8 protein-coding genes are annotated in these 13,347 nt (G+C 57.3%); 3 read left to right on the top strand and 5 right to left on the bottom strand.

All coding sequences use genetic code 11. The features are described 5' to 3' along the window. Positions 1-13: 13 nt before the first annotated feature. The 4 genes from O3C79_RS03530 to acuI all read right to left on the bottom strand — a co-directional run bounded on the left by O3C79_RS03530 (position 14) and on the right by acuI (position 9,812). A complete protein-coding gene (locus O3C79_RS03530; protein WP_494384823.1) occupies positions 14-1,627 on the bottom strand; it encodes a ShlB/FhaC/HecB family hemolysin secretion/activation protein in 1,614 nt (537 codons plus the stop codon). Between the two features lie 65 nt (positions 1,628-1,692). After that, positions 1,693-7,947: a two-partner secretion domain-containing protein gene (locus O3C79_RS03525; protein WP_494384822.1), complete on the bottom strand. Its 6,255-nt coding sequence runs from the start codon at positions 7,945-7,947 to the stop codon at positions 1,693-1,695. A 260-nt stretch (positions 7,948-8,207) separates the two neighbouring features. Next, entirely contained in the window at positions 8,208-8,795 is a 588-nt protein-coding gene (locus tag O3C79_RS03520) for a peroxidase-related enzyme (RefSeq protein WP_494384821.1), read from the bottom strand. Positions 8,796-8,825: 30 nt separating this feature from the next. Beyond that, on the bottom strand, positions 8,826-9,812 hold the full coding sequence (gene acuI / locus O3C79_RS03515) for an acrylyl-CoA reductase (NADPH) (RefSeq protein ID WP_494384820.1): 987 nt from the start codon (positions 9,810-9,812) through the stop codon (positions 8,826-8,828). A 176-nt stretch (positions 9,813-9,988) separates the two neighbouring features. Here acuI and O3C79_RS03510 point away from each other — a divergent pair, with 176 nt between their 5' ends. The 3 genes from O3C79_RS03510 to O3C79_RS03500 all read left to right on the top strand — a co-directional run bounded on the left by O3C79_RS03510 (position 9,989) and on the right by O3C79_RS03500 (position 12,351). Further along, positions 9,989-10,528 (top strand): GbsR/MarR family transcriptional regulator, encoded by a 540-nt coding sequence (locus tag O3C79_RS03510; RefSeq protein ID WP_494384819.1) that lies wholly within the window; start codon positions 9,989-9,991, stop codon positions 10,526-10,528. A 78-nt stretch (positions 10,529-10,606) separates the two neighbouring features. After that, complete coding sequence (locus tag O3C79_RS03505; protein ID WP_494384818.1) at positions 10,607-11,884, top strand: NAD(P)H-binding protein; 1,278 nt, start codon at positions 10,607-10,609, stop codon at positions 11,882-11,884. Continuing rightward, positions 11,881-12,351 (top strand): DUF2269 family protein, encoded by a 471-nt coding sequence (locus O3C79_RS03500; protein ID WP_494384817.1) that lies wholly within the window; start codon positions 11,881-11,883, stop codon positions 12,349-12,351. The genes O3C79_RS03505 and O3C79_RS03500 overlap by 4 nt, the downstream gene beginning before the upstream one ends. Before the next feature lie 6 nt (positions 12,352-12,357). On the opposite strand, the gene O3C79_RS03495 is transcribed toward O3C79_RS03500, so the two are convergent. Further along, positions 12,358-13,272: a LysR substrate-binding domain-containing protein gene (locus tag O3C79_RS03495; protein WP_010324793.1), complete on the bottom strand. Its 915-nt coding sequence runs from the start codon at positions 13,270-13,272 to the stop codon at positions 12,358-12,360. Positions 13,273-13,347 lie beyond the last annotated feature (75 nt).

The following is a 13,347-nucleotide window of genomic DNA, read 5'->3' as shown; positions in this document are numbered from 1 at the left end:
TCCGGCTATCGGATTAAAACCGGTAAATCGCCGTCGCCCACACTCTGGGGCTGCGCTGCCGATCATCAGACAGAGCATCACCGCCGCTCAGCTCCCAGGCACTGCTCAGGTTAAAGCTGAACCCTGCACGCCGGTAACGCACACCCAGGCCGGCACCGGATAGGGAACGGTCATCGCCCTCATCCACGCCACCGTCGGGGGTGTATCCCTGCTCGTAAAACAGATAAGGCGTCCAGCCCGCACCGGCTCGATAACGCAGTTCCACTTGCGCCAGCCAGCCTCGACTGTCTGACCCTTCCCCGTTTGGAAACGCCCGAACCCCATTGGGGCCACCCAACGAGAAGCTCTCCGAGCCATCCAGATCATCACGATTGGCCCACTGGGCATCAAGGCGTCCAAACAGCTCCAGGCCCTGGCCCAAGGCCTGCATCCGTGCCAGATTCAGCCTCAAACTTGTGAAGGAGTAGTCATCATCCGGCCCCGCTTTCAATGACTGATCCAGCATACCCGGAGTCAGCACCAGGTTGCCGTAGGTGACACCGCCCAAGCCCAGGCCATCACGGCGATCAAACTGCAGCGCTACTGGTAGGGCATGGCTCTGGGTAGCCTTGCGATACGCGGCAAAATCAATTTTGTCGCTAAGGTCCTTGTACTGATAATGCAGGCTCAACGACAGATTGGCCTGCTGACGCCGCACCAGTGGGTAACGTGCACCCAACCGATAGACTTCAGCCGTACCGGTATAGCCTTCAAAGCCCTTGCCCAGCGTATAGTCAGTGACGGCATAGCTGACGTCGCCCCGCCAACCCAGGCCGCCCAGCGGCAAGCTGTATTCCAGGCTGCCCAGCCAGGTCTCTTCACTGGAGTAGAGTGCGGTCAGGCTTAGCTGATCGCCGGGGGTCAACAGGCGATAGACATTGGCACCGAAGCGCCCCCGATAGGCACCGGAGAAGCGGCTGCCGTGGTTATCCGCGCCGACCCAGGCATCCACCCGCTCTCGAGCCTGAACACGGACCTCAAGATCACCTTGACCGACCTCTTCGCCGGGTCTCATGACCGGCATAACCTCCATGCCGGGCAAGTCCCCCAGCAGCAGCATTTGCCGTTCCAGAATGGCAGACTCTATCAGGCTGTCCGACGACAAAGGCGCAATATAAGGCTGCGCGACGGCGGCCACTTCTCCTTCGTCGCCAGTGACAGCCACACGCCCATAGCGCCCTTCCACAATCTCAATCTGTAACAGGCCATCCGCCAGCGACTGGGCCGGTAGAAAAGCACGGGCAAAGGGGTAGCCCTGTTCACGGTAGTGGCGGCTGATTTGATTGGCCAGATGGCGCAAGCCGGCAAGGTCCTGCGGCTGAGCCAGCGCTTCACCCAATACCTGAAGCAATTCAGCCTCAGAGAAACGTGTGTTGCCCGTAAAGGTCACGCCATTCAGATTCACGGTTTGGCCGCCGGATTCGCCTTCGGTCAGCGGTTCACCTTCCAGGTCCAGCACCACCGAGGGCGCCAACGGTGCCTGCACAAAGGGCTGGCTCTGTTGCAGCACTTGCCCGGCATCCGGGGGTACCTGCGCCCACACCTGTGCGGTTGGCACAGCCAGTACCAGCAGGAGTGAAGGGGACATCCCGACTGGACGATTCAACGCTGGCTTTCTGTTCAAAATAGTCATCATTACGTCCCTGTACTCCATCAGTCCTGCCCTTGAATAGCTGCTGGTAAACGGATGCCTGTACTTTCAACGTTCAGTTCCAACTGCTGTGAAACCGGTTGCAACTGGGCACCCGGACGCTTCTGTGGCTGCTGTTTAAGTGCATCAATCGCTGATCCTGACTGATAATCAGCCATCTCGGGTTCCGGTTCGGGCTCGGGTTCCGGCTCGGGTTCCGGCTCGGGTTCCGGCTCGGGCTCGGGCTCGGGCTCGGGCTCGGGCTCGGGCTCGGGCTCGGGCTCGGGCTCGGGCTCGGGCTCGGGCTCGGGCTCAGGCTCAGGCTCAGGCTCAGGCTCAGGTTCAGGCTCAGGCTCAGGCTCAGGCTCAGGCTCAGGCTCAGGCTCAGGCTCAGGCTCAGGCTCAGGCTCAGGCTCAGGCTCAGGCTCAGGCTCAGGCTCCGGCTCAGGTTCTGGTGTTGGCGGCGGTGCAGTCACAACCAGTTCACCATCGGTAAAATCGATGGCGTAGTTGGGGTTGTTGGCATCGGTCAGATCACCTTGCTGAATGGCATAGCTGCCTTCTGCCTCACCCGATTCGCGGGACAAATCGCCGACAAGACTCTCACCAGCGACCAGACCACAGTCCGTTGTCAGCGCACCGCATCCGGTTTGGTAGGTCAAAGCCGGATCAGCATTTCCGCGCCGCTTGGACTGGTCGTCTGCCACCACGCTCACGGGGCGCGGGGTGATGGCGAAACTTCCGCCGGTATTGGTCAGATCATAGCCCTGCTGGGTTGAGTAAAGGCCGGCCAAGTCGGCGCTATAGGTGCCGGCATTTGTGCCACCACCCGTTACCTGCCCCAATATCAGGCTAGCATCATGCCCCCCATCTGCAGCCCAACTGGCGAATTGATAACTGCCGTTGTAGGTCTTACTGCCCGCTCTGACGGTCAAAGGAGTAAGGAAGGCTCGCAGCAGCGGTGTAGTGTAGCCTTCATAGATCCGCCAGACACTGCCAGAAGCACCCTCGGCATCAATATCCCAGCCTTCGTCTGTGAAGGTGGACAGGGTTTGCAGTTCTGCCAGTGTTTTGGGGGTTGCTCCGGCGTTTGATCCGTAAATAATATCGGGATCGAACCCGATACCCATCCGACCCGCATTGATGGGATTGCCATTCGCATCCGTGGTCGCGAAGAAGTTGCTGATTACCGATCCGAAACCATGACTCCCGATCAGGCCTCCTACGTGCACTGTCCCAGTAACCGTCCCCGTCGCGTAGCTCTTGCTGACAGAACGCTGATTCTGGCCAACCAGGCCTCCAACGTCAGTATCCGACCCAGTCACAGCGACCATGACATAGCTCTGGTCGATCGTTCCCCCATTGAGTCCGACCAGGCCACCGAGAAAGCCTTCACCGCTAACGCTTCCCGCCCCACTGACATAGCTTTGATGGATCACGCCCAAGTTATATCCAACCAGCCCTCCAACGATACTTTTACCGTTTATCGAGCCGTCCACCAAGCCCACATTCGTCAAAGTAGTCGTGGCGGCCGCGGCACCAAATAGACCGATATAATCCTCGCCACCACGATCAATGGAGAGGTCACGAATCTCATGCCACTGGCCATCAAAACTGCCTCCGAAACTGACGATATTGAAATCCCCAATCGGATCAAACCCCGCCCCGGCATGCCAGTTCACGGTGCTGCTTGCGTCGATGTCGTTGGCCAGCACAAAGTCGCTGCCCAGCAAACTGTGAGATTCAATCCCTTGCAGGCCGTACACATCGAAGATCTGGTACTCGGCAGCTGCACTGCCATCCCCGTCCAGCACACGCAGGAAGCTGGCGGTGTCTTCTTTCAGGCGGAAGTCGTTAACATTAAAGACAGGCAAGTTGGCATCGTTCTGTTCCCAGTTTCCTGCGACCAGCTCGAACACGCTGCCCTCTCCACCGTCGATAGCGCCGATGTTGGTGATGTTGCCGGTGGTATTGATAAACAGCGTACCGTTGCCCCAACTGACGCCGTTGGTCAGGGCGATATCACCGGCATTGGTGACGTTGCTGTCGGTGATGGTGCGCTCACCCGCGATCAGGTCGTACCCTTGCTGGCCGGAATAAAGACCGTCCAGATCCAGACTGGCCAGATTTTCACCGGCATTGCTGCTGCCGGTTAGCGTCAGAGCGCCATCGGTTCGGGTGCCGGAAATCAAAGGATCGTTGAGTGCATCGCCATCGGCTGCACCAATATAGGTTTGATGGGTACCGCTGCCGTCATACTCTGGCAGCACTTCCAGCGCGGTCAGGAAGGTTCGGAGCAACGGCGTGGTGTAGCCATCATAGATGCGCCAGACGCTGCCAGTGCCGCCCTCGGCGTCGATATCCCAGCCCTCGCCGGTGAAGGTGGACAGGGTTTGCAGTTCCATCAGGGTTTTGCCGCTGGTGTTAGCAGCATCGCTACCAGGTCCACTATTACCAATACCACCCGCAACAGCATCGGTATTCCAGAAACTGTCTGCAATAGCTCCCCAATTCTCCCCAATCAGACCACCCTTAAGGCCGCTACTGTTTACGGTACCAATAGCATAACTTTGGTTGATATCACCATTGTTCATACCCACCAAGCCGCCAACACGGCCGCTACCGCTGACCTCGCCGGTTGCATAGCTTTGGCTGATGGTGTTGTTATTCAGCCCTACCAAGCCGCCTACCTGAGGGCCGCCTGTCACTTCACCAGTAGCATAACTTTGGCTGATATCAGAAAAGCTCTCCCCAACCAGGCCGCCTACACGCTCGCTACCACTCACAGTACCAATTGCATAGCTTTGGCTAATCAGGCTGTCTTCACCACTTTGCCCAACCAGGCCACCAACCTCAGCTACCCCGGATACATCGCCAGATGCATAACTCTGACTGATAGAACCAAGGCTTTGTCCAACCAGGCCACCTGAATAGTTTTCTGTACTGGATACACTCACATCAGCATAGCTTTGATCTATAAGAACGACCCCACCGTCCATATCGCTCAAAACACCGACCAAACCGCCAACATTACGCTCCCCCTCGACTTCACCTTGGGCAGAAACATTCGTCACTTTGAATTCACCACCCGATGAAATGCCAATGCCCACTACACTCCCTACATATCGGTAACCTGCAATCTTGACTTGGGTAAGACCAAAATCATGCAGGCTGGAGGACTCTGCAGCCACACCAAACAACCCTACATAGTGCTGACCAGGCCTCGTGATGTTCAGCCCATCAATGACATGGCCTTGTCCATCCAAATCACCGGTAAAGCAGGGGCCACAGCCAAGGGCAAAATCTCCAATCGGATCAAAACCCGCCCCGGCATGCCAGTTCACGGTGCCGCTGGCATCAATATCGTTGGCCAGAACAAAATCACTGCCCAGCAGACTTTGGGATTCCATGCCCTGCAGGCCGTACACGTCGAAGATCTGATAGGCAGAGGTAGTCCCGTCGCCCGCGAGCACCCGCAGGAAGGTGGCGGTGTCTTCTTTCAGGCGGAAGTCGTTGACGGTGAAAACGGGCAGGCTGGCGCCGGTTTGCTGCCAGTTGCCCGCCACCAGATCAAATACACTGCCGGTGCCACCGTCGATAGCGCCGATGTTGGTGATGCTCCCTGCGGTGTCGATGTATAAGGTGCCGTTGTCCCAACTCACGCCGTTGGTCAGGGCGATATCACCGGCATTGGTGACGTTGCTGTCGATGATGGTGCGCTCACCCGCGATCAGATCGTACCCCTGCTGGCCGGAGTAAAGACCGTCCAGATCCAGACTGGCCAGATATTCCCCGGCATTGCTGCTGCCAGTAAGCGTCAGGGCACCATCGGTTCGGGTGTCGGAAATCAAAGGATCGTTGAGTGCATCGCCTTCGGCTGCACCAATGTCACCTTGATGGGCACCGCTACCATCATACTCCGGTAGCACTTCCAGCGCGGTCAGGAAGGTCCGGAGCAATGGGGTGGTGGAGCCTTCATAGAGGCGCCAGACACTGCCGGTGCCACCCTCGGCATCGATATCCCAGCCTGCGCCGGTGAAGGTGGACAGGGTTTGCAGTTCGGCCAGGGTTTTGGGGGCTGCGCCTGCGTCGGTACCAGTTCCGCTGAAGTTATCATCTCCAATACCGTTCAGGCCGCTATTGATCGGGTTCCCATCAGCGTCGGTCGTTGCGAAGAAGTTCGATGTGACCGAACCGCCATTCATGCCCACCAGCCCGCCTACCGCGGAGCTCCCACTTACAGTCCCCGTGGCGTAGCTCTCTCTGACCGACCCCTTACTCTGGCCCACCAGTCCACCAACCTCACCGCCTCCTGTTACGGTCACAGATACCGAGGCATAACTTTGGCGAAGATCCCCGTTGTTTTGCCCGACTAAACCACCGACACCAATGTCGCCACTGATACCCGTCGTACCGCTGATATAGCTTTGGCTGATCGTCCCCCAGTTTAAACCAACCAGCCCTCCGACTTGGCGCAGACCTGTTATATCGGCGCCCACCAGACCCACGCCCGTCACGATTGCTGAGACGTCTGTTACGCCAAATAAACCGACTTGCGCCTCCCCACCACGATCAATGATGAGGCCACTGATTTCATGTCCCTGGCCGTCAAAGTTGCCAGTAAAACAGGTGCCCGTGCCACACCCCGCCGGTGCCCAAGTACCAATCGGATCAAAACCCGCACCCGCATGCCAGTTCACAGTGCCACTGGCATCAATGTCGTTGGCCAGCACAAAGTCGCTACCCAGCAGGCTTTGGGATTCCACTCCCTGGAGGCCGTATACATCAAAGATCTGGTACGGGGACGTACTGCCATCCCCGCCCAGCACGCGCAGGAAGCTGGCGCTGTTTTCTTTCAGGCGGAAGTCGTTGACGTTGAGGGTGGGGAGGCTGGGACCAATCTGGATCCAGTTGCCGCTGAACATGTCAAACGTATCAAGCGTGATATCACCCGTAACCTCAACATCACCGACTGCATCCAACTCCAGCGAACCGGCGGCACCATTGACGTTGCCGTTAATGGAGACATCGTTGTCCGCACGCAAAGTCAGGGTAGTCGCGGCTGTCCAGTTGATATCAGTATTGATGGTAATATTGCCTTCATCGGCTTCACCGGAGCTGGTATCGACCGTGAGATTTGTGGTTGCCAGGTTATCCAGTTCAGCACCGCCTGCCTCGACAACGATATCAGTTGGATCGATCAGCCACTCACCGGTTTTGCCATCATCAGCAAGAGTGGTGACAACAGTGCCTTTTTCTACTTCCACATGCGCCGCTGAGGTTTCCACAAAGCCGCCATCGCCACCTGCGGGATTCAACTCAGCCGGGGCAGATGCATCCAGCGTCCCCGCCACCTCAACGCGACCGCTGTTCATATCCCCCATCAGGAAGATTTCGCCCTGTGCATTGCTGGCCAGGGTTTTTGCTTCGGTTATGCCGGTGTGGTTGATCACGCTGCTGGTGAGTTCGTTGGCGGCTTTGGCCGTCAAATAGACCAAACCGCCATTGGCCCGAATGGCGCCGCCCTGTTCGATGTAGGTGTCCAGCCGGGCTTCTTCAACTTCAATCTTGACCGGGCCCCCCAAGTCCAGCGTGACCCTGTTGCCCGCCCCCATCAGGGTGCTGCCCTGGGGTGTGGTGATACTGCCAGTGTTGATGATGTGCGCCGCGATCATGGCCACATAGCCCCCGTCCGCACTGGTGATTCGCCCGGCGTTGATCACGGCGTTACCGCTGCTGCCCTCGAAGGAGTAGTTGCCCGCCATGAAATCTTCAGTGGAGATATCGAGCGTGGAGGCCACCAGTGCACCCACATCCACTTGTGCGGTTTTGGAGAAATGGACCCCGTTGGGGTTAACCAGAAAAACGCGGCCATTGGCGGTGAGGGCACCACGAATGTTGGAGACTTGATCACCGGTCACCCGGTTCAGGGCGGCAGCATCGCTGTTGGGCTGCACAAACTCGACGCTTTGGCCTTCGCCAATGGAAAAGCTGTCCCATTCAATGGCCAGGTTTTGGCTGTCCTGCTCAATGACGAGTTGATTGCCGCTCTGCTCAAAACGCCCCGAGCCTCCGACAACCTGTCCACCGCTGGGTAAGTCCGTTGCCAGCGCGGGTAAGGCAAATAGCACCAGACTGCCGGCGGGTATCAGGCGCGTTAACCCTCTGCCCGAGGTTGTTCGTTGGGAGCGTCCCTTAGCCTGACTGCGCGCGCTTTCTCCCACTGCTTGCCAAACACCTTTGGCGACATTCCAGATAACTCGATAGGTACGGTTCATGGTGGCATCCGATCATTTCTTGCAGTAATCCATTCGTATTGATCAAAGGATACTCAAGAGCGATCAGGCCTAGCCACGACTGTGTTTTATTACTTTTGCGCGTTTTTATGCGAATTGCACACACACGCGATAATAACGATTCTATTTAAAGACATTTTTTAAATTTTAAGAAAGATCGATGCTTAAGCTGTCGCATTTGCATCTCTGAATAATGCTACCAGGAGGCATGACGCCTCCTGGATAGCACTCTTAGATGAAACTCAGCGCGGCTGACGGCCAAGGTTATAAAATTCATCGTTGGGTCGCATGCTGGTCACGTTGGCCATACGATTGGATAGGCCGAAGAAAGACGCGATACCGGCGATGTCCCAGATATCGCCTTCGTCGAAGCCGTGACTTTTCAAAGTCGCAAAGTCCTCTTCACTCACTGCGTAAGCCTGCATGGAGACCTTCACAGCGAAATCCAGCATCGCTTTCTGGCGGTCACTGATATCAGCCTTGCGATAGTTCACGGCAACCTGGTCAGCAATCAGCGGGTCCTTGGCACGGACTCGCAAAATGGCACCATGCGCCACTACACAGTACTGACACTGGTTCAGATTGCTGGTGGCCACGACGATCATTTCACGCTCTGCCTGGGTCAGGTTGCCCGGCTTATCCATCAAGGCATCATGATAGGCAAAAAACGCACGGAACTCGTCCGGGCGGTGGGCCAATACCAGGAATACATTCGGCACAAAGCCGGCCTTTTCCTGCACCGCCAGAATTCGCTCGCGAATATCCTCCGGCATTTCGGATAACTCCGGCACCGGAAAACGGCTGATAGCATGCTGCTTGGCTTCACTCATTACGATCACTCCCTGTTTATTATTTTCAGCTTATTCGCCGGATACCGGTACAACAATGCGACCACGAATCTGACCTTTCATCATCAGCGGCGCCTGCTCGATGACCTGATCGAAGGGCACGTCGGTGACCAGCTGCTCCAGCTTGCTGATATCCAGATCGGCGGCCAGACGCTGCCAGGCTTCCAGACGATCAGCCTTGGGTGCCATCACGCTATCCACACCCACCAGCGTCACACCACGCAGGATGAACGGCGCGACTGTGGCCGGAAAGCCCATACCGGCCGCCAGGCCACAGGCTGCAACCACACCGCGGTATTTCATCGCGGCACAGACATTGGCCAACACCTGGCCACCAGCAACATCAATGGCACCGGCCCACTGCTCTTTCGCCAGCGGACGGCCTTTTTCGCTGTACTCGGCACGGTCAACGATGCTGGAGGCGCCCAGCATTTTGAGGAAATCGGCTTCTTCGGAGCGACCTGTCATAGCGGCCACTTCGTAGCCCAGCTTCGCCAATACAGCCACGGCTACACTGCCCACACCACCGGCTGCGCCGGTCACCAGAATCGGGCCATCTTCCGGTTTCACGCCCTGTTTTTCCAACGCCAGCACGCAGAGCATGGCGGTATAGCCAGCGGTCCCCAACCCCATTGCCTGACGCGGGGTAAAGGGTTCCTGCAACGGCACCAGCCAGTCACCCGGGACGCGGACCTTCTCCGACAGGCCACCCCAGTGCTTCTCGCCCACACCCCAGCCGTTCAGGACTACCTGGTCACCCGGTTTGTAGTCAGGATTGTCAGAGCTTTCCACCACGCCGGCAAAATCGATGCCCGGTACCATCGGATAGGATTTGGCGATGGGTGCACTGCCGGTCAGCGCCAGAGCATCCTTGTAATTCATGGTGGTGTAAGCGACCCGGACCGTCACGTCACCCTCAGGCAGCTGAGCTTCGTCCAGCTCCTTGAATGCAACGGTCTGCTGATCTTCCACCTTGTCGAGTACGATAGCCTTGAACATAGATCCTCCTGCGGGTTGAGCAAACGGCCTGCGGCCACAATTAATTAGACGACCGTCTAATTAATGCCATCAATCAGTCTGGCTGTCCACTCATTTTGGCTACTTTTATGCAATTGTGCATAACCGACATTGACGGAATGCAGCGCTTGCACTAATTTCTGTAATAACAGAAATAAATGAAAGGCACCATCATGCAGCTCAGCCCGACCATGCAAACCTTTATTCTTCACTGGGGTGAGATGGGCTCTCGCTGGGGGGTGAACCGTACCGTGGCGCAGATTCATGCGCTGCTGTATCTGGCAGGCGAACCGCTGACGGCCGAGACCATTACCGAGACACTGGGCGTGGCCCGTTCCAATGTGAGCACCAGTCTGCGCGAGCTGCAGTCCTGGGGGCTGGTTCACACCTCTCAGAAGCTGGGCGACCGGCGTGATTATTTCGCCTCCCAGCAGGATGTCTGGGATATTTTCATGACAATCATGGAAGGCCGCAAGCAACGCGAGCTGGACCCGACGCTGACCACCCTGCGCAGCTGCTCGGTTGAAGGCAAGGACGACAGCGAAACACCCGCCGAGGTACAAGCCCGTATCGACGATACCCTTGAGTTTCTGGAACAGCTGATCGGGTGGTATGGCCAGATGAAGTCGGTCGACCGCAACACACTGATCAAACTGATGAAACTGGGTGCCCGCGTACAGAGCCTGATGGGAAAGTAAAAAAATTTACCCGTTCATTTCTGTTTTGACAGAAATAACAAAAACCACCACGCAACGGATCTGCACTGGAGGTATCTCATGCGTGTATTGCTGACCGGCGCCACCGGTTTTATTGGCCAACACCTGCACCGCGCATTGCTGGCAGAGGGCCACGAGGTGGTCGCCTGCTCCCGTCGGCGTCCTGACTTGCCCTGCCTGGACTTTTTCCCCTGTGATTTTTCACAAGACCTGAGCCCCGAGGACTGGCTTTCCCAGCTGAGCGGCATGGATGCCGTCATTAATGCGGTGGGCATTATTCGGGAAGGTTCGGGCCAACGTTTTAACGCCCTGCATACACTGGCACCCAAGGCCTTGTTCGGCGCCTGTGCTCAAAAGGGCATCACCCGTGTCATTCAGATTTCGGCACTGGGTGCGGATGAACAGGCCGAAACCGCCTACCACCTGAGCAAGCGGGAAGCCGATGACTTTCTGGCCAAGCAGCCACTGGACTGGCTGATCCTCAGGCCTTCACTGGTGTACGGACCCGGCTCTGCCAGCAGTGCGCTATTCGCAGGTTTGGCTGCCTTGCCTGTGACACTCCTGATCGGTGACGGCCAGCAGCCGGTGCAGCCGATTCATATTGATGATCTAGTCAAAGCAGTGCTGACCGCTCTGACAAACGAGTCGCCCTCTCGGCAACTGATCGATTGTGTCGGCCCCACGGCCCTGTGTTTCAAAGACTGGCTAAGCGGCTGGCGCCAGTGGTTGGGTAAAGCCACCGCTCCATCAGTGCGAGTCCCCTTCACCCTCGCCCAGTCAGGCGCCCGTGTGTGTGCGCCTTTCAGCCGCCTGCCGGTGGATGCGGAGAGCCTGCAGATGCTGCAACGGGGGAATGCCGCACCGGTAGAACTCTTTGTGCTGGCGTTTGGATTTACGCCCCAGTCCTTTGAGCACAGCATCGAGCAAACACCTGCCCGTCCTGCCGAGCGCCAGCAGGCCAGGCTCTTTTTTCTGTGGCCACTGCTGCGCCTGAGCTTGGCCTTCATGTGGATCTGGACCGGGCTGACTTCTGCCTTCTGGTATCCGGTGAGTGATAGCTATCAGATGCTCAGTGCAGTGAGTTTGTCTGGCATGGCTTTGCCCATCGCCCTCTACGCTGCTGCACTACTGGATACCCTGCTTGGGTTGGCGCTGCTGCTGAATTATCGGCTTCGACGCGTGCTGCTGATCCAGGTCGCCATGATGCTCGGATATAGTCTGATTCTCAGCTTTTGCCTGCCCGAATTCTGGCTCCATCCTTTTGGCCCCATCAGTAAAAACCTGCCACTGATCGCCGCCAGTCTGATGCTGTACGTTCGCGAAGGAGACGCACCATGAGTATCTATCTTGTCCTGAAATCCGCCCATATCCTCAGCGCTTTTCTGCTGTTCGGCACCGGTCTGGGCAGCGCTTTTTACAAATACATGAGTTACCGAGGTGGACAGGTTACCGCCATTGCTGAAACCGATCGGTTGGTAGTGCTGGCCGACTGGCTGTTCACCACTCCGACCATTCTGATCCAACCGCTGACCGGGGTGGCGATGCTCTGGGTCATCGGCCTGCCGATCACTACCCCCTGGGTGATGCTGACCTTCGCTCTATATCTGCTGGCGGGCCTGTGCTGGTTGCCTGTGGTCTGGTTGCAGCTGCGGATGAAGGCACTATCGCGCCAGGCCGCTGCCGATAACGCGCCGCTGCCGGACAGCTACCATCGCTACAGCCGCTACTGGTTCTGGCTGGGTGTGCCGGCGTTTTTCGCCATGCTCGCCGTGGTGGGACTGATGGTGTTCAAACCCTATTTTTGAAGACCATCAGACAGGGGTGAACTTGCGCAGGAAGTCATACACCGCCAACACCTTGCGACTGAGCGGGCGGGAGTTGTTCAGCGCGATCCAGTAGTTGCGACCGGATTTCATGCTGGTCTGGCCCACCCGCACCAGATCACCTCTGGCGAGCTTGTCATCCAGAAGGTAACGGCTGCCCAGGGCAACGCCCTGGCCCCGCTTGGCGGCGTCGATCAGCATGATGTAGTTATTGAACAGGCTGCTGACATCCAGCCCGGTCGGGTCGATATCCAGCGCATCCAGCCAGACCTTCCAGTTGATCCAGTTGGGCTCTATCTGCTCGAAATCCAGCAGCTTGTGCGTCAATAACGCCTCGGGGCGGGTACCGTCAAAGGGGTGACGCTGCAGGTAGTCAGGGCTGGTTACCGGGTAGAGTTCCTCCGCAAACAATAGCTCCATTTGCCAGTCCGATCTGAGCCCCGGCTCATAGGCGATGGCAATGTTGATCTCTTCGGCAAAGAGATCTTCGGTGGTGTCTGAGGTGACCACACGGATATTCAATTCCTGCTGCGGATGACGCTGCTGATAGGCGCTGATGGCCGCACCCAGCCAGTAGTGCGACACCGCCGTATTGGCCGCCAGTGTCAGCACGGGCTGGTCATCGGTATCGGTCAGTTCCTCCACCGCCCCGGCCAGATAGTTGAACGAGGCACTGACTTTCTGGTGCAGCTGCTTGCCCATGGAGGTCAGGGCTACCTTGCGACCGGTGCGCTCGAACAGCTCGCATTCCAGATAGTCTTCCAGGTACTTCACCTGCTTGCTGATGGCCGCCTGGGAAACGTGTAATTCTTCCGCCGCGCGGGTGAAGTTCAGTGTCCGCCCGGCGGCTTCAAAGACCAGCAAACTGTTCGGTGAGGGCAAACGATGCCTGAGGCTTTTCATAACCTGTAGTTATCTATTTTGATGAAATATTAACGGATATTCGTTTCAGGTTATCAAAATTATAATCCCTGCTCA

This window comes from Marinobacterium sp. NO-S09 (assembly GCF_059179545.1).
This window is presented reverse-complemented; position numbering and strand designations above follow the sequence as displayed.

Coding starts and splice junctions, on each gene's coding strand:
- O3C79_RS03530 (WP_494384823.1), bottom strand. CDS start 1,627: ATGTCCCCTTCACTCCTGCTGGTACTGGCTGTGCCAACCGCACAGGTG.
- O3C79_RS03525 (WP_494384822.1), bottom strand. CDS start 7,947: ATGAACCGTACCTATCGAGTTATCTGGAATGTCGCCAAAGGTGTTTGG.
- O3C79_RS03520 (WP_494384821.1), bottom strand. CDS start 8,795: ATGAGTGAAGCCAAGCAGCATGCTATCAGCCGTTTTCCGGTGCCGGAG.
- acuI (WP_494384820.1), bottom strand. CDS start 9,812: ATGTTCAAGGCTATCGTACTCGACAAGGTGGAAGATCAGCAGACCGTT.
- O3C79_RS03510 (WP_494384819.1), top strand. CDS start 9,989: ATGAAAGGCACCATCATGCAGCTCAGCCCGACCATGCAAACCTTTATT.
- O3C79_RS03505 (WP_494384818.1), top strand. CDS start 10,607: ATGCGTGTATTGCTGACCGGCGCCACCGGTTTTATTGGCCAACACCTG.
- O3C79_RS03500 (WP_494384817.1), top strand. CDS start 11,881: ATGAGTATCTATCTTGTCCTGAAATCCGCCCATATCCTCAGCGCTTTT.
- O3C79_RS03495 (WP_010324793.1), bottom strand. CDS start 13,272: ATGAAAAGCCTCAGGCATCGTTTGCCCTCACCGAACAGTTTGCTGGTC.